This window comes from Pseudoalteromonas sp. US3C1004, from assembly GCF_048401065.1.
Lineage (GTDB): Bacteria > Pseudomonadota > Gammaproteobacteria > Enterobacterales > Alteromonadaceae > Pseudoalteromonas > Pseudoalteromonas undina.
In genome coordinates, this window is record NZ_CP183074.1 from 657,023 (window position 1) to 680,082 (window position 23,060).

Sequence of the window (23,060 nt, forward strand, 5' to 3'; positions counted from 1 at the left end):
AGTGAAAGTTAAATATTAGCTCCCCCGAACCTCGTAGCCCGTAGCCCGTAGCCCGTAGCTTAAGTTAGATTAATCGCCAAAAATGTTTAAACAAAAAAGGCGCTTCCGGTTAAGGTAAGCGCCTTTTGTTATTTTAACTGCTATTTATTTTACGATTTTCATTTCGTCTAATAGGTTTTGGGCGTTATCTACTTTATCCATTACCCACAGCATGTAGCGCGAATCTACATGAATTGAGCGGTTTAGTTCTGGGTTGTAATCCCAATCACCAATAATGCTTTCGTACACACCGTCAAACAGTAAACCCACCAGCTCGGCATTGCCGTTAAGCGTTGGCGAACCTGAGTTACCGCCAGTTGTATCTACATTTGATAAAAAGTTAACCGGAACAGTATTCATGCCACCAGTGTAATCACCATAAAGCTTCGCTTTAATTTGCTCTTGCAGCTTTTTAGGCGCATTAAATGGGTCAACATCGGTGTTTTTAGCCAATAAGCCTTCAAGTGAAGTAAACGGCGTAGCCACTAATCCATCTTGCGGAGAATAACCGCCTACCGTGCCGTAAGTTACACGTAATGTGCTGTTTGCATCGGCGTAAACCGGTTTGTTTTGCGCTTTGTTAAAGGCAATAATTGCACTCATTAACTCTGGGCGAGCAGCTTGTAACTTACCTGCCAAGGCTTTTGACTTATCTTCCTCAGCTTTCATCACAGCAAATATAGCTTTTGCATATTGCATGAACGGGTCTTGGCTTTGGTTAAGCTGACTTAGTGTTTGTTCAAATAATGAATTACGTACAATTTCATTATCTAGTCTTGATTTAGCGTACATTTCATCTAGCAATGCGCTTTGTTTTGCTTTATCAAAACCGTTTTCTAAAGCAAAAGCTTTATCAATTTCACTAAAGCGCTCTGCTTTAGGTAATGCTGCATATTGCTCTAAAAAGTGCAGTAATATAGCTTTATCTACATTGGCATCAAAGCGACGTGACATACGCTCAAGAGAAGATTTAATACGCGGTAAATCGCGTTCTTGGTAACCTGATTCGCGCTCACTATTTGGCTTTTGTTTTTCAACCGCTAAGCGGTATAAACGACGTGCCGTGCTGATCATTTGTGAACGATGAACATAGCCTACCATACGGTCGCGCTCACTGTGCTCTTGCGATTGAGCTACTAATGCCGATAACTCATTAAGCACATTCCCGTAGCGCTGTTTACGCTCGCTATCGCTGTTTATCCAGCTTGTAAGCTCTTGTTCAAACTGTTTTTTACGCTCAAACATGGTGCCTTTTTTGAAGCTTTCAATCATCGAACCATAGTTTTTAATGTAGTTGTTGTAACCTGCTATGGTGCTTTCGTAAGCAATACGGGCTTTGCTGCCATCTTCTGAGTTTTCTTCAATTAGTGACACGTATTTAGTATTGTGCATGCGCGCTTTAGGGTAACTGTCGTTAAATACGTAATCAACCTCTGCGGCAATACGGTAACGATTGGTACGCCCTGGATAGCCAGTTACCATAACAAAGTCGCCCTCTTGCACGCCTTTAGCACTTACACTTAAGTAAGACTCTGGCACGTACGGTACGTTATCTTCGCTGTACTCTGCTGGCTTGCCGTCTTTACCTACATAGGCGCGGTAAAAACCAAAATCGCCTGTGTGGCGCGGCCACATCCAGTTATCTATATCGCCACCGTATTTACCTACGCCCATGGCAGGTGCATACGCTAAACGTACATCTTTAATTTCCAGTGATTTAATTAGGTAAAACTCTAAACCACCATGAAACGAATACACATTACAACGGTAACTAGCATCAGCTTCACACTGTGCAACGAGTGCTTTTTGATTTTTTTCTAACGCATCATAGCGTGCTTTTGCGCTTAGCTCGTTAGTGCCGCTAATCACTTTGTCGGTCACATTGGTCACTGTTTCGGTTACGTACACACGTGAACCTGGCGCAGCTGGTAAGTCTTCAGCCGGTGTTTTTGCTAAAAAGCCATTTTCTAAAATGTTATTTTCAGGCGTTGAATTATATTGCACCGAACCATAAATACAGTGATGGTTAGTTACAACTAAGCCTTTTGGCGAAACAAACGAGGCTGTACAACCGCCTAAGCTGATAACCGCATTCATTGGAAATTCGGTTAATTTTGAAATTGAATCAACGCTAATTTCAAGCCCTTTGGCTTTTAAAATTGACTCAAGCTCTGGTAGTTGATGAGGTTGCCACATGCCTTCATCGGCATGAGCCGCAGAAGAAAGTGCCAGTGAACAGGTTGCTACCAACGTGGCAACAAGAGGTTTTAAACGCATTATAGAATCCCTTTTATTATTGAACCAGCAGATTACTCATTAAGTATGAGTCAGGTCAACTGCGCTGAGATAAATTGTTACAATATAGCGCCCAATAAACAAAAAAGGAGCCTAAGCTCCTTTTTAAACAAAATGATAAACGATGTTAGTCGTCTTTTTTCACATCATTTGGATGCGCTACGCCCATCCATGCTTTAAATAGCGCTTTTTGCTCAGCAGTAGCATTTTTATTAGCGACTACTTTTTTAGGTTTGTCGAAATCTTCTGACAACACAAGCTCAGTCGACATTAATGCATCACGGCGAATAAAATCAACAGTTACCTTGTCTCCTGCTTTAAAGGTTTCTAGGCTCGTGGTTAAGTTTTTCCCTACATGCTTTTTGTTAATAGCGACGAGTTTATCGTCTGTAGTTAAGCCACCTTGCCATGCTGCGCCATCGCGGCGTACATGGGTAAGTGTTAGTAACTCACCAGTATTTTTAGTAAAGGCATCTAAGCTTGGTGTAGCCTTGGCTTTTTCTGGTAATTCAAAGCTTAAACCAACTTTTGCCAGTAATTCATCAAAATCTAGGCTGGCTGGTGTGCTAACATTTTCTTGCCACCAAGCGCTGTAATCACGTCCTGATAGTTGTTTTAAAATAGCTAATACGTCTTGCTCAGTAAAACCCGCTGGTAGCTTATGTTGCTTATAAAGTTCGTTGTGTACGTCTTTATAGCTTATTTTACCTTGGCTTTTTTCAAGTAGGTCTATATCTAACGCCATCGACAATAACGAGCCTTCAAGATAAATATTAGTGCCGTAATTACGTGCATGATCGCCACCTTGATTTATCCATTTATCAAAGCTGGTTTCACTTGCACTTTGCACTTCACGACCAGGGGTAGTGAGGTGGCGATTAATGGTTTTACTAAAGTTCTTAAAAAATTCATCGGTGGTTTGAATACCCGAACGCACTAATAAATGATCTTCAAAATAGCTTGTAGACCCTTCAGCAATCCACAGCAATTTTGAATAATTAATATTAGTGTAGTCATATGGCGCAAGCCCTTTAGGTCGGTATGCTTTTACATTCCAAGTATGAATAAATTCATGTGCCGCTGTACTGATAAAAGCTAAATAGTCTTCACGTTTAGCAAAGCGATCACGTGGGCGTTGAATAATAGTTGAGTTTAAGTGTTCGGTTGCACCGCCCGCGCCCGATGTAGCATGCACCATAAATACATAACGCTCATACGGGTAGCTGTCCCAAATTACATTGCCCGTTGCCACTAGCTTTTTCAGATCGGTTAGCATCAGTTCTATGTCGTAATTACCTTCGCCCCACACCACTAGCTCATACTCACGGCCATCAACCTCAAAAGTACGCAGTTCGTTAACACCTGTTTCTATTGGTGAATCAACAAGCACGTCGTAGTCACTGGCTTTAAAGCTGTGTTTATTTTTATAGTTTTCCATACCCGACACAGAGCGCCATGCTTTAGGTACGTTTAATTCAACCGTAACTGGCTCTTGGCGAAATGACTCGCTAAACATAAAAAAGCCCGATGCATCAACAAACGCATGGCTATCGTCAATATGGCGAGCGCGCTTACCTAGCTCATTGGCATATACTTGGTAATCAACATTAACTTCAGTCGGCTCGTTTAAATGAACACGCCATGTGCTGTGGTCTATTTTTTCCCACTTTAATGCATTACCTTCATTGTCGCTGGCTTTAAAATAGCGAACGCCATTGGCAAGGTTTAAAATTTCATAGCGACCAGTACGCCATGCTGGCAGTTTTACATCTAAATATGATTGCGCCGTTTTAGGAAACTCTACATTTACATCACCTAAATGATGCTCTGGCTGAGAGATATTTAAAGCGTAGTTAACGTCGGCAAATGCTGGTGCTGAACAGGCAGCTAAAATTGATAAGGCAAGTAGCTTTTTCATGAAGGCTCTTTTTTATATAACGTATTGTTGTACCAAGATTAACAAGACCCATTTTAAAAGTGAATTAAAAGCGGTAAATGCACTTATATTTAAGATCGCTCGTATTTTGTTATTAAAAACATTAAGTTTTTGATCTCATCCCTACTATTAATATGTTTTTGTTGTAAACTAAAACAATAGAGGTATTACGATGATGGTGTGTAGGTGTCTAGGAGCTCCAATACGGTGGAACAAAAACTAAAGCAAGCAATCGACAGTAGAAAAGTAATAGAAAGTGCTCGCCAACATCAAGTGAGTACGCTTTCTAATTTTGCAGCTAAGTTGTCTTTAAGCTGTAAGGGACTTGATACTGAGCTTGATAACCGCCTAGCTAAGTTTCGAAGCGCGTTAAACAAAGGAATGAGTTTTGAAGACTTTGCCCCTTTAGTGGATGATATTTTAGCTTTGCTTAAAAACCAAGAAGCCATTCAACTAGCACATCAACGCGACCTTTTTACCAGTGTACAAAATGCAGGTAAGCAATTACAACAAACCAAAGGCTTGCCTGACGATACCCGCAGAACACTGCGCCATTTGCTTGATAACGAGCTAGACGATATTCAATCTGTACATGGCTTTATTCCTATATTAAACCAGCTGATAACTTTTTATCATCAAGCCTTAATTGCTAAAAGCAACGACGCCTTTGAGCCTCCGAACCTAAGTGCCCTCACTGAAAAGCTGTTTAGATTAGTCAGTCAGCTAGTTCTCGAAGAAGAAGCCAACGAAGCGTTGTATTTAATAAAAAAACGTATCGCTAAAAATAAAGCCGTAGACCAGCTACTTGATGCAGCAATTGATGTAATCACACTTATTGTACAAAGCATTCAAGTTGAGCGCGCGTCAGCACAAAGCTTCTTAACCTCTTTAAACCAAACACTCGGAGAGCTACATCGCTCATTAGTATCGACCAGCGAACATTCTGAATCGATGACTGTTGAGTTTGACTCAATTAATCAACGAATTGGTGAAAAGCTAAGAAATTTAAATACACAAACAAATAAAGCAACATCAATTACAGAGTTAAAGCAATTGGTTGAAAATGAGTTACGCTCATTAAGTGCTGATATTTTAGAAAAAGAGCAGCTAGAACAAAAAGATCGCCAAATTTTAATTTCTAGCTTTGCACAAATAAACGATAGAATTGGCAGTTTAGAAAACAAAGTTAGTAATTATAAGAAACGTTTGAATGAACAACGTTTTAAAAGTTTACTCGACAGTCTTACCAAATTACCTAATCGCGCAGCTTTTGATGAACGTTATAATCACGAAATCAATGTATTTAATGAACGCCCGTCAGACATAACCTTAGTTGTTATTGATGTTGACCATTTTAAATCAATTAACGATCGTTTTGGTCACACAGCCGGCGACATTACCTTGCAAGTGATTGCAAAAGCGCTGCAAAAATCGATTAGACAAACTGATTTTATTGCCCGTTATGGCGGCGAAGAGTTTGTGTTATTAATGCCCCGTACCTCACTTGAAAACGCCGTCGAGCATCTCGATAAATTAAGACTGTCGATTAAAAAGATCCCATTTAAATTTAAAGACAAGCAAATACAAATTACTGTTTCTTTAGGCGCAACCCAATTTGAAGTGGGTGATACGCCTCTAAAAGCATTTGATAGAGCCGATGAGGCTCTTTACGATGCTAAAAACTCAGGCCGGGATCGTCTGTGTATTAGTAAATAGTGTTATGCACTTTTACCCTTGAGTATAAGGCATAACTACGCAGTAAATTTACCCAAGAAGTTTCAAGGAGAATGTCGATGCTAATACAATTAAACCCTACAGGGGTATTAGATTTATTGTCGCAGCTAGAAGTAGACTTACTCGAGCAATCATCAACCAGCGAACGCTACAGACTATTTAGAAACTGTGTATTGGCCGTGCTCAATGTAGGCAGCCACACCGATGTAAGCAATGATATTTACGATAAACACAAAGATTTTGATATACGTTTGGTTAGCCGTGAACGCGGTATAAAAATTGAGTTAGAAAATCCTCCGCAAACGGCCTTTGTTGATGGCCACATAGTAACAGGCATTCATGAGCACATATTTTCGGTTATTCGCGATATTTTGTTTATTTGCCAAAAGTATGAAAAGAACCTCCAAGAAACTAAAGCCATTACCCATATGGTTTTTGATATGCTTAGAAATGCCGACGCGCTTAAGGTAAATAGCGAACCTAACATGATTGTATGTTGGGGTGGCCACTCTATTAACGAAGTCGAATATAAATACACCAAACAAGTTGGCTATGAACTGGGGTTACGTGGATTAAATATTTGTACTGGCTGTGGGCCTGGTGCAATGAAAGGCCCAATGAAAGGCGCAACCATTGGCCACGCAAAGCAACGTATTACCAATAATCGTTATTTAGGTTTAACTGAGCCCAGCATTATAGCGGCAGAGCCACCCAATCCGATTGTAAATGAGCTGGTTATTTTACCCGACATTGAAAAACGCCTTGAAGCATTTGTTCGAACCGCACACGCTATTATTATTTTTCCAGGTGGCGCAGGTACAGCCGAAGAGTTACTTTATTTATTAGGTATTTTGTTACACCCTGAAAACGACAAGCAATGTTTACCTGTTATTTTAACTGGCCCTAAACAGAGCAAAGCTTACTTTGAAGAGCTTTGTAAGTTTATTCAAATGACTTTGGGCGATGCTGCGCTGAGTAAATTTGAAGTGATTATTGATGATCCTCAATTAGTTAGCCAAAAGCTTAAATCGGCTATGAGCGGAGTTCGCGAATATCGTAAAAGCCAAGGCGATGCTTATTACTTTAATTGGACGTTGAAAATAGAAAATGATTTTCAGCAGCCTTTTTATCCAACTCATGAAGCCATGGCGTCACTTGATTTACACCTTGATCAACCCAAACAACAGCTTGCCGCTAATTTACGCCGTGCGTTTTCGGGAATTGTTGCTGGTAACGTAAAAGAAGAAGGCTTAAATGCAATTAAAGAGCATGGCCCCTATGTGCTAAGTGGTGAGCCTGATTTAATGAAAGCAATGGACAAGCTTTTACAAGCATTTGTAGAACAAGGTAGAATGAAACTTCCCGGAAGTAAGTATATTCCTTGTTATACAATAAAAGCGTGAGTTTATAATTGAATCCCCATTTACTCCTTATTGATGCGCTTAATTTAATTAGGCGCATTTATGCTGTTGATGCAAACCAAAGCCATCACAGCGACGAGCACATGTTAAAAGCCTGCTGTGCTCGGGTTGCACATGCATGCAAAAAACTTTTAACGACCACCAATGCAACCCATGCAATTGCGGTTTTTGATGGTGACAAAAGCTGGCGTTACCACTTTTATAAAGACTACAAACATTCGCGTGCACCTATGCCAGAGACCCTAAAAAACGCGTTACCCCATTTTAAAGCGGCCATTGAAGAAACCGGTATAGTGGTATTTGAACCGACTAACGATGAAGCTGACGATATTATTGCGACTTTAGCGCATAAAGCGGCTAATAATCAGATAAACAATACCATTGTCTCTACTGATAAAGGCTTTTTGCCTCATTTGAATGAGCATATTGAAGTATACGATTACTTTAAAAAGCAACACCTCAATGAAGAACACATTGAAGAGCGCTTTGCTGTCGCTCAACATAAACTCATCGACTTTTGGGCACTCGCAGGCGATAAAACCAACGACATTCCTGGTGTTAAAGGTATTGGTGTTAAATCCGCGCAGCAATTGGTTAATCAATATAGCTCTATTGAAGAAGCGCTAAATGATGAATCGTTAAATACGCGGCTACAAAAAAAGCTTAATGAAGATATGGATATGTTTGTTATTTCTAAGCAATTGGTGAGTTTGCGTACAGATATCCATTTAGGCTTTAGTTTAAAGCAGTTAAGGCTTAATTAGTCGCAAGTTAATAGCACTGTACACTAGCAATACGTATACTAGCGATAGCTATTTTGGTCTGGGTTGGCAATGTTTAAAAAGTTTTTTAGGTATTTAATATTAGGATTAGGTTTATACGCTCTAATAGCTACGTCAGTTATTATGTTCTATAAAGACGATCCACAAGCTATGATTTGGCAAGACAGAGAAGCATTTAATAAACGCTATATCGAAAAATTGCGTTTAGAAGATACCTTTACGCTAAATGATGTGCTTGAATATTTAGGTAGCCCAGATTTAACCTATGCTAAGCGTGATGGCGAGCAAGTATGGCAGGTGGTTTTTTATCGTACCCAACACAAAACCTCAGACGGTATCACCACCATGGATGAATGTACTGGGTTATTATTTAAAAATGGCCAACTAATAATGTGGGGCCCAAGTGCTTATGAAAAATATCTTGAGCATAATGATGGGAAGATTTAATGGAAGCTCCACTGTCGGGTAAACTAAAAAAGCTATTCGAAAGCACGCAACTGCTTTTAAGCTCCCATAACAATAAAAGTCAGTGGCATACCTTCTACCCTCTTGTGTGTAAGTTTTCAGAGCAATACGCTGCATTATACAAACAAAACCCAGCGGCATTGCAAGCTCAGTTAAATTTATATAAAACACATTATAGTTACGCAACCAATTTAGTGGTTAACCAATGTGTATTAACCTGTGCTTTGTGTCGTAGTCAAAACTACGACAACGATTTAACCGAGCTTTATATTAGTGCCTCATTAGTTGAACACCTTTGTGTTGCCAAACAATTAAATAAGTTAGCTCAACAGCAAACGTTTAACGAAGCCGATAAAAAAATGTGGCAGTTACGCCATAAACTTGCAGCCAAAGTATTATTAACGGCTAAACAACCCGCGCACCAAATTGCTCATATTTTGGCAAAATTAGGCAAATACAAACACGCATTATTAGATACACCTAAAATTATGCTTTATGACGGTGCCAGTGTGTTGGTTTCTTTAGCTAATATATTAGCACTTAACGTTACTTGTAATGAAAAACAACAGCACATAAATTTTTATAAAGCGGTCGCTGATTTATATATAAGAACTCCCAACTCATTTGCACAAACGTTATTAAAAGCGCTAGTTGCACACGTTGGACAATATGTACCTGGCAGCCAAGTCGTGTATGCCGACCAAGCTATGGTTTATTTAGCCACGGATACGCAAGGCCGACATATTATAGTTAATAACGCCAATACTAAAATGGCATGGTATCGTATTAAAGCGTCCTTAATGGATGACTCAAAAGCATGGGAATGCAATGATAACCGCTTATTTTTAAAAGTATGGGACAGTGAATATCTTAATATCCCGAATAGTGAACTCTCTGCACAAACGCCCTTGTACCAATTAGTTAAACAAATAAAAACGCAAAAAGAATACAGCTTTAAAGCTTTGAACACCTTACTTACCCCCTACCCTGACGTTATAAAGTCAGTATGCTTAGCAGTAAAACACTACAACAAAGAGCTATTACCCGCTAAAGATTTAAGACATAGTTTATCTATGGTCGGTTACGATAAAGCACCGGCTATTATTCAAGGGGTGGTGTTTCAACAATTAGTAAATAGTATTGCTCACCCTTTACATGCCTTTTTATGCACCCGTATTAGTTGTTTAGTAAATATTTTAGAGCTATTAGTTAAGCATAATCCCCGCGTTCAAGGTGAGCGTGTTAGTTTAAGCTTATATGCTTACTTATATTATGTGTTGATACATTACAGCGCAGATGTTTCTAGAAAAATCACCATTGATCAAACACCGAATAAATCTCTCGATACACCTTTTAGTACATTTTTTGGTGTGAACAACGTAGATGCCTCTCATTTAAACAGTGAGCTTAACGAATTACTTAGTGGCGACCCATGGGCGTCGGCTTTATTAAATGCAGAGCAATTGCCTAAAAAGCAGCTTGATGATGCTGGTCAATTATGGGCGGCATTAAAGGTAGTGGCACAACGCATACTTAAACCTAACCAGCCATTAACAGCATGGCAACAGCAAATATTAAATCAACAACTTAGTCGCCATGGTTGGCAAAGTGAAGTCGATTTTAATCAATCGCTGCTGCGCTTAGGGCTTCACAATAGTATTTAGCTGACTTATTACCATTATAACTCAAGATTATACCCTGTATTCATACTATAAACTGGCAAAATGAGAGATAAATTGGTATAAATGCCGGCTCAAATTTAGTACCCCTGTCATATAAGTAGTCTAAACTCTGTTGAGTATTTTTATTTATGTGTGTATCCAAATCTTTAAAGGAAAAGTTCATGGCCAAACAAACCATAACAGTGATCAAAGGCGACGGCATCGGCCCAAGCATTATCGACTCAGCACTTGAAATACTAAAAGCCGCAGGATGCGATTTTGATTATGAATTTGTTGACGCTGGCCTAGCTGCGCTTGAAAAAACAGGCGAATTGCTTCCACAAGAAACAATTGACACAATTGCTAAGAATAAAATCACCTTAAAAGGTCCATTAACCACGCCTGTAGGCGAAGGTTTTACATCTATCAACGTAACGCTTCGTAAGCAATTTGGTTTATACGCCAATGTACGTCCAGTTAAATCGTTTGCCGGTACTAAAGCCCGTTACGACGATATTGATATCATCACTATTCGTGAAAACACACAAGGTATGTATTCAGGTGCAGGCCAAGTTGTATCTGAAGATGGTACTGAAGCTGAAGCAAAATCAGTGATCACTCGCGAAGGCGCAGAAAAAATTGTAACGTTCGCATACGAACTTGCTGTGCGCGAAGGTCGTAAAAAAGTAACTGCAGTACATAAAGCAAATATTTTAAAATCAACCTCTGGTTTATTCTTAAAAGTGGCGCGTGAAGTAGCTGAGCGTTACCCAGAAATTGAATCAACTGAAATGATTGTTGATGCAACATGTATGAAGCTTGTAATGACCCCTGAAGAGTTTGACGTGATCGTTACAACGAACTTATTTGGCGATATTTTATCTGACTTATGTGCTGGCTTAGTAGGCGGTTTAGGCATGGCACCAGGAGCAAACATTGGTGAAGATGCTGCTATTTTTGAAGCTGTTCACGGTAGTGCACCTGATATTGCTGGTAAAAACCTTGCAAATCCTACGTCAGTGATTTTAGCCTCTATTCAAATGCTAGAACATTTAAACATGGGCGATACAGCTGAACGTATTCGTAGCGCTGTTGCTGATGTAATTAAATCTGGCGACCGTACTACCCGCGATTTAGGCGGCAGCCACGGCACTACTGATTTCACACAATCAGTAATTGACCGTCTGTAATTAGTACTGTTAAATTAAAAAGCCAGCTAATGCTGGCTTTTTTTATGCCAGAAACACAGCATTTAAATTTCCCCCTGACCATCCCCAAGCCTAGGCAAACACGCAAAACTGCATAATTTCTGCTTATAAAGTGAAAATAACTCATATAAAATAGATTATTAGATTAAAAAACATTTAAAAATGAATTTTTAATCCAAAAACCAGTTTAATGGGTTGACATGTGTGCTCAAAAGCCTTAAAAATAACCACATACAAAAATTGTTATTTAAACAGCATTTTATTTTAAAGAGCAAAACATCATGAATACACAATTTAGCCTTTTAGTCTTACTCGTACTGGTCTTAGTGATAAGCCCAGCGGGGATGTATTAAAAGGTGAAAAATGCTTTTTAAAACCCTCGCACTACGCGGGGGTTTTTTTTTGCATGTAATCAACAGAGGAATGAGGATGAGTAAACAAGAATATAATGGCTCTGAATTGGTTGTTAAGTCATTAAAAGAGCTAAAGGTAAAGTATATATTTGGTTATCCCGGCGGCTCAGTATTAGATTTATACGACGCACTTTTTCAGCAAGACGATATTGAGCACATTTTAGTACGCCATGAACAAGCGGCTACACACATGGCCGATGGTTACGCAAGAGCCACCGGTGAAGTAGGTGTTGTACTTGCTACATCAGGTCCCGGTGCAACAAACTGTGTAACAGGCATAGCAACTGCGTATATGGATTCAATTCCTATGGTGGTGTTATCAGGTCAAGTGCCCACAAGTCTTATAGGTGATGACGCGTTTCAAGAAACCGATATTGTTGGTTGCTCTCGCCCGATTGTAAAACATAGCTTTAATTGTAGAAGCGCGAGTGAAATTCCCAATATTCTTGCTAAAGCCTTTTATATTGCCAGTACCGGCCGCCCAGGGCCTGTGGTAGTAGAACTTCCTAAAGACATGCTTAACCCAGAGCTAACTTTTGCTTACAATTTTCCAGCGGCAACAGAACTCAGAACCTACAACCCTAATACCAAGGGTCACTCTAAACAAATTCGTAAGGCCGTTACTGCTATTTTAGAAGCAAAAAAACTGGTTATATACTCTGGTGGCGGTATTGTGCTTTCAAACACCTCAGAGCAACTAACTCATTTGGTCGAGTCACTTAATGCCCCTATTACCAACACGTTAATGGGACTGGGCGGTATATCGGGCGTTCACCCTAACTTTATTGGTATGTTGGGTATGCACGGCACATTAGAAGCCAATAAAGCGATGGCCAATGCCGATGTTATTTTAGCACTTGGCGCACGATTCGATGATCGGGTTACTAATAATGTTCAAAAATTCTGCCCAAATGCCACTATTGTGCATGTAGATGTTGATCCAACCTCTATTTCTAAAACCATTAAATCACATATTCCTGTTGTTGGCTGTTTGGCAACGGTACTTGAGCAATTACAAACTGCCATAGATAACAGCCCAATTAAAATTGATCGCAGTGCACAAGAAGATTGGTGGCGACAAGTGATCAGCTGGCGTGAACAAAAATGCCTTAGTTACAACAGCGATGGTGACAAAATAAAACCTCAGGCAGTTATTGAGGCAATATATGAAGCGACCAACGGAGATGCTTATGTCAGCTCTGATGTTGGCCAACATCAAATGTTTGCCGCGCAGTACTACCCATTTAAACACCCTCGTCAGTGGATCAACTCAGGCGGCCTAGGCACTATGGGCTTTGGTTTACCTGCGGCTATGGGGGTCAAGCTGGCTTTTCCTGATAAAGAGTCTTTATGTGTGACTGGAGACGGCTCTATTCAAATGAACATCCAAGAGCTATCAACCTGTTTACAGTATAACTTAGCAGTAAAGGTGATCTCCTTAAATAACCGTTCATTAGGTATGGTAAGACAATGGCAAGACATGATTTATGGCGGTAGGCATTCTTCATCGTATATGGAATCTTTGCCTGATTTTGTAAAGCTTGTTGAAAGCTATGGCCATGTTGGGATCAGAGTAAACACCCTTGATGAGTTACAACCCGCGATAGACAAAGCCATGTCGATAACCGACAGATTGGTATTTTTAGATATTTTAGTAGACGAAAAAGAACATGTTTACCCAATGCAAATTAAGCACGGTGGTATAGACGAAATGTGGTTAAGAAAAGGAGTGAAGGCATAATGCGTCGTATATTATCTATATTATTAGAAAATGAACCTGGTGCGTTATCACGTATAGTGGGGCTTTTTTCTCAACGAGCATACAATATTGATAGCTTAACAGTGGGTACTACAGATGATGAGTCTCTTTCTCGTATTACGGTAACCACTAAAGGTGATGACAGAATTGTTGAACAAATAACAAAGCAAGTAAACAAGCTGGTCGATGTACTTAAAGTTATTGATTTAACCGACATGAGTCACATAGAACGCGAACTGCTATTAGTAAAAGTATTTGCCAAAGACGAAGCGACTCGTGCGGCAGTAACTCGTGTTGTTGATGTATTTCAAGGTGCTATTTTAGATATGGGTCGTCAAAGTTACAGCCTACAATTGGTAAGTAGCACCGATAAAATAGAGTCGTTCTTAGATACTTTACGCCATGAAACCGACATAATTGAAGTGGTGCGCTCAGGCGCAGTCGGCATTGGCCGAGGAGATAAAGCGCTTAAAGCTAAATAAGCGTTAAATTTACAACAAAAAAAAAGGGCTAAATAGCCCTTTTATTATATTTTATAAACCTAAAATTATAGGTTTACTTGGTCTTTAAGACCTTTACCTGGTTTAAAGCTTGGGATAGTCGCTGCTGAAATTTGGATTTCTGCACCCGTTTGTGGGTTACGACCCGTGCGTGCAGCACGTTCTTTAACTGAAAAAGTACCAAAACCAACTAATGCAACAGAGTTGCCTTCTTTTAATGAAGAAGTTACAGCGCCTGTGAATGCGTCAAGTGCACGTGTAGCGGCTGCTTTAGAGATTTCTGCGTCAGTAGAGATTTTTTCAACTAGTTGAGCTTTGTTCATTATTAGATTCCTATTCGTTATTATTTTGCCTTCGCAAATCCTATCTTTATGCATTTTCGAAGAGTTAGCAACAGCAAATTACGTTTTTTATCTAAAATACTAAAAAATTAGTAAAAATAGTAAAATTCACTGTAAAATACAGCGAGTTGAGTTAACAAAAGCTTAATTTAAGCACACTATTAGTGCAACTTTGCACCTTAATGACTCACTCTACCTTTTCTATTACTAAGGTTACTTCCCCAACCTCAACACCAAACTTAACAATAGATGTGCGGTTTATCAAGCGTGTATTTGTTACTAGGTACATCCAATCATCAAAATTAACTTCTAAAGTGCTGCCATCGTAAGGGATCTCTACATTATAATTCCAATGAAACACACTGCCATCACTTTCTCCTGTAGCTATCCCTAAAACATCAGAGGCTGTTCCTGTTAATGTGTTATCGTCGTTTAAGGTAATTTTCCAAATGCGTTTTTGTGTTTCTCCATCATCGTAAACAAAGTCTTCTTCAATAGTGCCCTTATTGCCATCCCATGTAGCGTTTAAGTCAACAACAAGCTTTTCGGGTTAATTCACCTTTAAAGTCTTGTACAACGCCATAGGCTTTCAAATCACCACTAAAGAAAGTCTTAAAATCGAAATTTGGTTCTGAACCCTTGTAATGTTCAACACTTGGGGCTGAACAACTGGCAATAAAAAAGCTAACGGCCAATACCATGGCAACTTTAACGCGTTTTAGATTAATCATATTAAATCCCTAATAGTTGATTTCTAATTGATGGTTCTGAGGTGTTTTCACTTAACCAAATAGCTAAAAAATCCTCAGCAAATTCGGCATCATCAATGCGACCTATTTGGTTATCGTTATGGAAAAAAGTACTGTGTCCTTGCTGATCAGTCAGCAAGGTTAACGATTCACCTTTTTTAATATTTGGCCATATCGAGAGTAATTTATCAGCATAGCGCTCTGAAAGTTGAGGTTTACCTAAGTGCTGCCACTGCTCATTAGTCGCTTTTACAATGTCTTTAGCGTCAAAATCGCGCAAATAAGTTAAGGTAAATTTAACAGGCGTTTGTTTTGCGGTGTAACTACCAGAAGGTGTATAAAGCGTTGCATCATAAACATCCCAAAACAGGTATTCCATGCGTGCTTCACCCACCTTGTTAAACTGAGTATCGGCATTAGCTACAGGGCTAAATAAAGCATAAACAATAAGTAAATTTAAAAGCGTTTTCATCGTTATCTCCAAACTGTATTGTGTTATTGCTTAACAAACTCGCCTATTTTACCGTTTAAAAATAAAATAAACGTAAATGTTGCAGCCCATAAAGCACCGTAAAGTGGCCAAAACTGCCACAGTGGCATCTCTAACTCTAATACCTCAAATCGTGAGCCGGCCCAATAACTGCCAGGGGCAAATAATAAGCACACAGCAAATGCTTGCCATGGTTTAAGGTTTGTCAGAAACGACATAGAGGTATTGATACACAGCAACAATGCGACCCATAAAAACACCAACCAAAATGGCAGCGGATCGACTTTAAATTCAAATAACCCTAACTGAACCGCAATAAACTCACACAACAGTGCTAGTGGCAGGGCTTTTAAAACCAGCAAAGCATCTTGTTTTTTTTGTGCTGATAAGTAAAACATCAAAGCGATGACTACAGCAGAGTATACAATTGCGTGTTGTTCAAGTAGCAGGCACATAAACCACACTACTTGAAACAGCGCAAAATTAATAAGCGAGTGCAATCTCATCATTACTACTCGTAAAGCGGGGTTTGCGTGCCATTAAATGCACGGTACTGGTTGCTCGGGTTCTAAATGCGCCCTCGCAATAGGCAAGGTAAAAAAGCCATAAGCGATAGAAACGATCATCAAACTTATCGCTATCAAGCTTTGGCCAGCTGGCAATAAAACGCTCTCGCCAATCAGCAAGAGTGCGGGCATAGTGAGCACCAATGTCGTTTATGGTGTGAATATTCATGTCGGTGTTATTTTTAATTTGTTCACTCATTTCGTTAAGCGAAGGCAAACACCCACCAGGGAAAATATACTGTTGTATAAAGTCTGAATTTTTTAAATAGTGTTGATAACGCTGGTCACTAATCGTAATTGCTTGAATAAGCATAGCACCGTTGTCTTTCAATAACTCACCGCACTTAGTAAAAAAGCTGGGTAAGTATTCATGCCCAACGGCTTCGATCATCTCAATTGAGACTAACTTATCGTATTTGCCAGTCAATAAGCGATAATCTTGCTTGAGCAAGGTTATTTTACTTTCAAGTCCAAGCTGGTTAACTTTGTTAGCAACATAATCGTGCTGTTCGTCAGAGATGGTTGTAGTTGTGACATGGCAGTCATAATGAGTAGCGGCATAAATAGCAAACGCGCCCCACCCGGTACCAATTTCAATAACAGTGTCGCCTTGTTGTAGCTCAACTTGTTCGCATATACGTTGTAGCTTGTACTGCTGTGCTTGTTCTAAGCTAGCATCTTTACTTGGGTATACTGCACTCGAATAAAGCATTTCTTTACTTAAAAAAGACTCGTATAAATCATTTCCTAAGTCATAGTGAGCGACAATATTCTTTTTTGAACCCGCATGTGAGTTCTTGTTTTTTATGTGGTTTATACGGTGAGCGATGTTGCTAAAAAACGCGAACTTTTTTTCAAATGCATCTAGTTGATCTTGGTTAATCGCAAAAATTTCGATTAACCGAGTTAAATTATCACATTGCCATTGCCCTAAAATGTAAGACTCACCAGCACCCACGCTACCAGAAAGAGCGAACGCTTTATACATGGCATTGTCGTTAACGGTGACAGTAACTTTCAGCTCTGAAGACGCATCCCCAAATACAGACTGTTGGTTATTCTCAACCAACACTATCTGCCCCGTTTCAATTGACGAGAACGCTTTAAACACTAACTTTTTATATAAATTAGTAAACCAACTGGTGCGTTCCTGAACGCGTAAGCTCGATACCTTTTCCATATACTTACCTATATTATTGTTATTACTTATAAAACAACATAAATTAAATTTAAAGTTTGCCTGAATGACCTAAAAATGGGACTTTTTTAACAAACAATTTAAATGCCTGATAGTAAATACCTCTGAAAATAGACCATGTCATCGCAGGAAAGCGCTTCAACAACTTGCTCATTTGTTTATTGCACAAGGGTTGGCGCTGTAACCTTAACGATGCATCAAAAAGTAGTTCTTCATCGCGCTTATTTTCTATACGTATCAGTATATTGTCTTTCTTTTGACGAACAGTCCAATGATAGTTCATATCCAAATTCATAAAGGGTGATACGGAAAATACTTTCTTAAAGTTCACTTTTTTTTGTAGTGGAACCAAGTAGTAATGTCGCTCATTCCATGGGGTATTACTCACCTCGGCCACCATATAGCTAAACTCATTGTTTTGTTGGCCAAAAAAGTAAAAGTTAACTGGACTAAAATAAATCCCCAAACAGCGTAATTGCCCTAGCAGGTACACATGGCTAAATTTCTCATCTACCCCTAACTGGGCTAGCTGCGCATGAGCACGCTCTATAATGGGCTGATGATGACTATCGGGTAACCCTTTTAAATAATCAGATTGCTCAAACTTCAATGCTTTAAACCCTGAAGTTCCAAGCTGCTTATGGACGCCATTAAGCGCATGAGTATTATTTAAATCAACCCACATCATATAAAGTGGGTAATTAAACGCATGATGTTTTACAGCAAAACGGCGATGCTTTACATCGCCTAAATACACTGCATTAGTCAAACTCTACTCCAAGTTGTTTTGCAACATCGACGGCACTGCGCACACCATCCTCATGAAAGCCGTTATACCAATAAGCCCCACAGAAATAAGTATTGTTTTGCCCGTCAACCGTATTTTTCAGCTGTTGAGCAGCAATAGATTGTTGATTAAACACAGGATGGTGATAAGTAAACTCACGTAAAATCTTACTTTGATTGATCCCTTCTAAGTGATTTAAAGTGACACAAAATTGGGTATCAGACTCTATTCCTTGAAGTATATTCATTTGATAAGTAACAACAGCGGCTTTGTCGGTATTATTATTTAGTAAGTAATTCCAGCTCGCCCAAGCTGCTTTCCTATCTGGTAATAATGAAACATCGGTATGCAATACCACCGAGTTCTCAGTGTAAGGAATAGCACCCAACACCTTATTTTCTTGCTCGCAGGCATCACCGAGTAAAGCTAACGCTTGATCTGAATGACACGCAAAAATAACCTTATCAAACAGGGCTTGCTGACCATCAGCAAAAGTAATGGTGACTCCCTGCTCGTCTCTGGTTACCGATTTAATGTCAGTGTTTAACTGTATTTTATCAGCAAAACAAGCTATCAACGGTTTAATGTATTCACGAGAGCCTCCCGGAATAACATACCATTGCGGCCTATTGGTAATGTCTAATAAACCATGGTTAAAAAAGAATTTTACAAAAAATTCTACGCCCACGTTTTCCATTTCTTTAATGCTTGTCGACCAAATAGCTGCACCCATTGGCAAAATATAGTGGTATTTAAAAAAGTCATTAAAGCGATGTTGTTGTAGCAGCTCACCAAGTGATTGCTCAGTGTATTGGCCTTTTTCATATAAAGCCTTGCACAGTTTGTTAAAGCGCACAATATCGTACAAAAGACGCCAAAACTTAGGTCTCACTATGTTTCTGCGCTGAGCAAACAAACTAGTAAATGTATGCCCGTTATACTCAAAGCCAGTTGCTTCATTATGAACACTAAAGCTCATTTGGGTCGGTTTACGTTTTACACCAATACGTTCAAGCAGCTTTTCAAAGTAAGGGTATGTTCTATCGTTAAATACGATAAAACCGGTATCAACTGCGTAGTTAATACCGCTGTGATTTACATCAACCGTGGCAGTATGGCCACCAATATAATCATTCTTTTCAAATAGTGTGACATCATAATGCTTATGCAATAGGTGTCCGCAAGTTAAACCTGATACACCAGTCCCAATTATTGCTATTTTTTTCAACGGGTTAATCCTTTTGCAATTTTAAGCCAAAGCGAAAGTGGCAATATTCGCAGTGCTTTTAATATAAGTGTGAAACGATACGGAAAATGGACTTCTTTACGACGTTTTTTTACGCCTTTGATTATATAGTCAGCCGCTTTTTCAGCACTAACAGCCATAGGCATAGGAAAATCATTTTTGTCTGTAAGCGGTGTTTTTACAAAACCAGGATGGACTAGTGTTACATCAACGTCGTTTAAATCAACCGCAAGGGTTTTAGCTAAATAGCTTACGCCCGCCTTAGATGCGCCATACGCTTCTGAACGCGGTAAAGGTAAATAAGTAACACTCGAACTGACCATCACTAATTGGCCGCCTGATGTTATTTTGGGTAAAAGAGCTTCTAAGCAATACCCCATAGAAAGTAAGTTAACATTAATAACACGCTCAAAGAGGGCGCTATCAAAATTGCGTGCATCATCAACATACTCGCAATTACCGGCGTTAAGAATAACGCGGTCAAATTGCGGATAGCCGAGAGTGGCAGCTTTAATATCTTGCAAGTTGGTAGCATCAAACTGGCAGGTTTCTATGTTGTTATGCTTGGCAAGTTCTGCGAGCTTTTGCGTATTTCGTCCACACGCAATGACTGTGTCACCTTGCTCTGCATACTTTATCGCGAGTTGTTCACCTATGCCTGATGTTGCACCTGTAATAAGCGTAATCATAATTAACCAGCCCTTTTATCAATAAAATTAATAATGTTGCCCAGTAATGGAATATGCTTATACAAAAGCTCTCCAGCATTAAAGTAATCGCGGTGTTTAATAATTTTCGCACCTTCAAATACTAGTTTACTGTGCCCTTGCACTGAAATTGTATTGCCTGCATTAAGTTTTGGGTGAGAATAATGCATTGTCCAGTATACAAATGCATTATTATCACTGGTAAATGAATCAGTTATATCAAATCGACAATACTTAACATTACTATATAAACCACGAAAATAACGTCTTAGATCTTCAAGACCATTAATTTCGTGCAGCGGATCTATAAAGTGAATGTTTTGAGCGTAAATTTCAGTTAATAACTCTAGGTTATCCTTATCAAGCTTTTGATATATTTCTACAAATTTATCGACTGGTAATTGGTTATCCATATCACACCTTAAATGCAGCTAAAGCCCTCGCTCGTGCCGCTTTATGATCAACTATTGCTGGCCAGTAACAGTGTTCAATTTGTCCCGTTGCTGCTAAGTAAGTATGTGGGAAATGAATGTGTTTATCTGGCACTTTTTGTAATTCAGGCAGATATTTACGAATAAAATCACCATTTGGATCAAAGCGTTCACTTTGGGTAATGGGGTTGAATACTCTAAAGTAAGGTTGTGCGTCACAGCCGGTACTTGCAGCCCATTGCCAACCACCATTGTTTGAGGCTAAATCGCCATCAATAAGATGCTGCATAAAAAACTGCTCGCCTTTGCGCCAATCAATCAGTAGGTGCTTAGTTAAAAAACTCGCAACCACCATTCTTAAACGATTATGCATCCAGCCTGTTTGCAATAGCTGTTGCATGGCGGCATCAACAAGTGGATAGCCTGTACGGCCTTCGCACCATTGCTTAAACTCAGCGTCACTGTCACGCCAACTCACACTATCGTACTTTTCGTTAAAATTGGCACCGCGTGAAAGTTTTGGAAATTCAGCAATTAGGTGTTTGTAAAATTCACGCCAGATCAGTTCGTTAACCCAGGTAAAGGTTTTACTTTTTGAGGTGGTCAGTATATCGGGATAATGTTGTTGTATATTAACCATTAATTGTTTACTACTAACAACCCCTAGGGCTAAATAGGGGCTCAAGCCCGATGTTCCTTTTACACTAGGTATGTCTCGTACGTCATCATAGCTTGCTAATTTATCATGAATAAAGTTATCGACTACGATTGATAGAGTATCATCATCAACGGGCCATTTTTTTGAACTTTCATCACCACAAAGTAACTCACACGGTTCAATTTCTATCGGCTCTTCAGACAAAGGCCACTGCACTAAACTAAAGTGTGTATCTTGATACTGCTTTAACCATGCGCGCTTAAACGGTGTAAATACTTTATACATTTCATTATTTTGAGTGCGTACGCTACCTACAGGAGCAATGATATCACCCTCGTATAAAGTAAATGTTATTTGCTGTTGGTCGCACTGTGCCTGAATCGCTTTGTCCCTATTAAATTCATTTAGCTCATACTCAGTATTGGCTATTATGTGTTTAATATCGTGTTGCTGACAAAAATCGAGAAGTTTAGTTTGGCAATCGGCAAAAAAAGGAGCGTCTATTACATGCAAATTTACGCCATATTTGGCAAGTTCTTCGCGAATATAACTCACTCTGCGTTTTAGTAAGTCAATTTGAATGGCAGCAGTATTATGCTGTGCCCATTGTTTTTCGCACACAAAAAAAATGGCGTGTTTAGCACCATTATTTAGCGCTTCGATCAGCGCCTCGTTAGAAAAAAGGCGCAAATCGCGCCTAAACCAAAATAGTGTATTCATTACAAACCGTAACGTAGCTTAAGTTCATTAGGATAAGGGTTAAAGTAAATTTGCTTACTTAAATACTCATTCGGGTGAACCTTTAAATGATGTTTAAGCAATGTTAGTGGTACATACAGCGGCACCAACCCTTGGCGATACTCATCAATTGCATCTCGCATTTCTTCTTTTTCGATTTTTGATAAATCTTTTTTGAAGTAACCTTGCAAATGCATCAACGTGTTAGAATTATTTTTTCTTGAAGCAGGACGCTTAAGCGCATTCATTAAACCTAAAATGTACTCGTCGGCTAGAGCATTAACATCGTCACCTACAAACGTTCCAAGTAGATTGCCTAAATCACGATACGCTTGATAATTATGAGCCATTAACAAGTATTTGTATTGAGCATGGAACTGGGTCAAACGATGTACAGTAACCGGCTCTTTCACTAACTGTTGCCAGTTGTGTAATGTATAAACACGCATTACAAAGTTCTCGCGCAAATGAACGTCATTTAAACGTCCATTTTCTTCGCAAGGTAGTAAGGGATTATGTTTCATAATTTGTTCAGCAAAGAAGCCAACGCCCTCAGAGGTGTTACCGGTTCCTGCTTCATTGTATATTTTTACCCGCTCCATGCCACAGCTTGGGCTCTTAGCACAAAAAACGAATCCGCTTAGATGCCCTGCTTGTTCTGTAGCTATTTTTTTACCGTATTCTGTGAGCTGTGGGCCAACATCTCCCGTGCCATCCGGACGACACACTTTGATAGTATCGCCTGTTTTTACTTGACGAATGGTTGGACGAGGTATTGGTAATCCTACCGCAACCTCTGGGCAATACATTTTATATTCAACATGCTTGGCCAGCTCTTCCATACAAAAATTTGATTTTTTATGGCCACTGTCAAATCTTACCTTTTCGCCTGCCAAGCAGGCGCTAATACCTATTTTTATTGTATCTGTTTGCATA

At 39.4% G+C, this 23,060-nt stretch carries 20 protein-coding genes and 1 pseudogene; 8 read left to right on the forward strand and 13 right to left on the reverse strand.

What is annotated here, in order from left to right:
* Positions 1-144: 144 nt before the first annotated feature.
* The gene (locus ACNSN3_RS18305; RefSeq protein ID WP_010388890.1) at positions 145-2,316 is read right to left on the reverse strand and encodes a S46 family peptidase; all 2,172 of its coding nucleotides are present in this window, start codon (positions 2,314-2,316) and stop codon (positions 145-147) included.
* A gap of 145 nt (positions 2,317-2,461) precedes the next feature.
* Positions 2,462-4,252, reverse strand: coding sequence for a M61 family metallopeptidase (locus tag ACNSN3_RS18310; RefSeq protein WP_418609363.1), 1,791 nt, complete (start codon positions 4,250-4,252; stop codon positions 2,462-2,464).
* 225 nt (positions 4,253-4,477) lie between these two features.
* On the opposite strand from ACNSN3_RS18310, the gene ACNSN3_RS18315 reads away from it, so the two are divergent.
* From ACNSN3_RS18315 to ilvN, 8 genes are all read left to right on the forward strand, one after another.
* Positions 4,478-5,986: a GGDEF domain-containing protein gene (locus ACNSN3_RS18315; RefSeq protein WP_418609365.1), complete on the forward strand. Its 1,509-nt coding sequence runs from the start codon at positions 4,478-4,480 to the stop codon at positions 5,984-5,986.
* A gap of 77 nt (positions 5,987-6,063) precedes the next feature.
* On the forward strand, positions 6,064-7,407 hold the full coding sequence (gene ppnN, locus ACNSN3_RS18320; RefSeq protein WP_418609367.1) for a nucleotide 5'-monophosphate nucleosidase PpnN: 1,344 nt from the start codon (positions 6,064-6,066) through the stop codon (positions 7,405-7,407).
* Between the two features lie 8 nt (positions 7,408-7,415).
* Positions 7,416-8,189, forward strand: coding sequence for a flap endonuclease Xni (xni, locus tag ACNSN3_RS18325; protein ID WP_054201619.1), 774 nt, complete (start codon positions 7,416-7,418; stop codon positions 8,187-8,189).
* Positions 8,190-8,258: 69 nt separating this feature from the next.
* Entirely contained in the window at positions 8,259-8,654 is a 396-nt protein-coding gene (locus tag ACNSN3_RS18330) for a DUF3192 domain-containing protein (RefSeq protein WP_054201620.1), read from the forward strand.
* On the forward strand, positions 8,654-10,336 hold the full coding sequence (locus tag ACNSN3_RS18335; protein ID WP_418609368.1) for a hypothetical protein: 1,683 nt from the start codon (positions 8,654-8,656) through the stop codon (positions 10,334-10,336). The genes ACNSN3_RS18330 and ACNSN3_RS18335 overlap by 1 nt, the downstream gene beginning before the upstream one ends.
* Positions 10,337-10,515: 179 nt before the next feature.
* Complete coding sequence (locus ACNSN3_RS18340; protein ID WP_008112567.1) at positions 10,516-11,523, forward strand: isocitrate dehydrogenase; 1,008 nt, start codon at positions 10,516-10,518, stop codon at positions 11,521-11,523.
* A 447-nt stretch (positions 11,524-11,970) separates the two neighbouring features.
* Positions 11,971-13,695, forward strand: coding sequence for an acetolactate synthase 3 large subunit (locus ACNSN3_RS18345; RefSeq protein ID WP_010388899.1), 1,725 nt, complete (start codon positions 11,971-11,973; stop codon positions 13,693-13,695).
* Positions 13,695-14,195 carry an acetolactate synthase small subunit gene (gene ilvN / locus ACNSN3_RS18350; protein WP_008112561.1) on the forward strand — a complete coding sequence of 167 codons (501 nt, stop codon included), beginning with the start codon at positions 13,695-13,697 and terminating at the stop codon, positions 14,193-14,195. The genes ACNSN3_RS18345 and ilvN overlap by 1 nt, the downstream gene beginning before the upstream one ends.
* Positions 14,196-14,260: 65 nt before the next feature.
* Here the strand turns inward: ilvN and ACNSN3_RS18355 are convergent, their stop codons facing one another.
* From ACNSN3_RS18355 to ACNSN3_RS18405, 11 genes and pseudogenes are all read right to left on the reverse strand, one after another.
* Positions 14,261-14,536 carry an HU family DNA-binding protein gene (locus tag ACNSN3_RS18355; protein ID WP_008112559.1) on the reverse strand — a complete coding sequence of 92 codons (276 nt, stop codon included), beginning with the start codon at positions 14,534-14,536 and terminating at the stop codon, positions 14,261-14,263.
* A 205-nt stretch (positions 14,537-14,741) separates the two neighbouring features.
* A pseudogene (locus tag ACNSN3_RS18360) lies at positions 14,742-15,285 on the reverse strand (DUF3833 domain-containing protein).
* Position 15,286: 1 nt separating this feature from the next.
* Entirely contained in the window at positions 15,287-15,775 is a 489-nt protein-coding gene (locus tag ACNSN3_RS18365; protein ID WP_418609371.1) for a chalcone isomerase family protein, read from the reverse strand.
* Positions 15,776-15,798: 23 nt separating this feature from the next.
* Positions 15,799-16,299: a DUF2878 domain-containing protein gene (locus ACNSN3_RS18370; RefSeq protein ID WP_418609844.1), complete on the reverse strand. Its 501-nt coding sequence runs from the start codon at positions 16,297-16,299 to the stop codon at positions 15,799-15,801.
* On the reverse strand, positions 16,277-17,539 hold the full coding sequence (locus ACNSN3_RS18375; protein WP_248527018.1) for an SAM-dependent methyltransferase: 1,263 nt from the start codon (positions 17,537-17,539) through the stop codon (positions 16,277-16,279). Before ACNSN3_RS18375 ends, ACNSN3_RS18370 begins: the two co-directional genes overlap by 23 nt.
* Before the next feature lie 49 nt (positions 17,540-17,588).
* Positions 17,589-18,326: a DUF1365 domain-containing protein gene (locus tag ACNSN3_RS18380; protein ID WP_010388906.1), complete on the reverse strand. Its 738-nt coding sequence runs from the start codon at positions 18,324-18,326 to the stop codon at positions 17,589-17,591.
* Entirely contained in the window at positions 18,319-19,572 is a 1,254-nt protein-coding gene (locus ACNSN3_RS18385; RefSeq protein ID WP_418609373.1) for an NAD(P)/FAD-dependent oxidoreductase, read from the reverse strand. Before ACNSN3_RS18385 ends, ACNSN3_RS18380 begins: the two co-directional genes overlap by 8 nt.
* Positions 19,569-20,279 (reverse strand): SDR family NAD(P)-dependent oxidoreductase, encoded by a 711-nt coding sequence (locus ACNSN3_RS18390; RefSeq protein WP_075170210.1) that lies wholly within the window; start codon positions 20,277-20,279, stop codon positions 19,569-19,571. Before ACNSN3_RS18390 ends, ACNSN3_RS18385 begins: the two co-directional genes overlap by 4 nt.
* Before the next feature lie 2 nt (positions 20,280-20,281).
* The gene (locus ACNSN3_RS18395) at positions 20,282-20,710 is read right to left on the reverse strand and encodes a nuclear transport factor 2 family protein (protein WP_055012019.1); all 429 of its coding nucleotides are present in this window, start codon (positions 20,708-20,710) and stop codon (positions 20,282-20,284) included.
* A gap of 1 nt (position 20,711) precedes the next feature.
* Positions 20,712-22,106 carry a deoxyribodipyrimidine photo-lyase gene (gene phrB, locus ACNSN3_RS18400; protein ID WP_418609376.1) on the reverse strand — a complete coding sequence of 465 codons (1,395 nt, stop codon included), beginning with the start codon at positions 22,104-22,106 and terminating at the stop codon, positions 20,712-20,714.
* On the reverse strand, positions 22,106-23,059 hold the full coding sequence (locus tag ACNSN3_RS18405) for a YbgA family protein (RefSeq protein ID WP_010388912.1): 954 nt from the start codon (positions 23,057-23,059) through the stop codon (positions 22,106-22,108). The genes phrB and ACNSN3_RS18405 overlap by 1 nt, the downstream gene beginning before the upstream one ends.
* Between the last annotated feature and the right edge of the window lies 1 nt (position 23,060).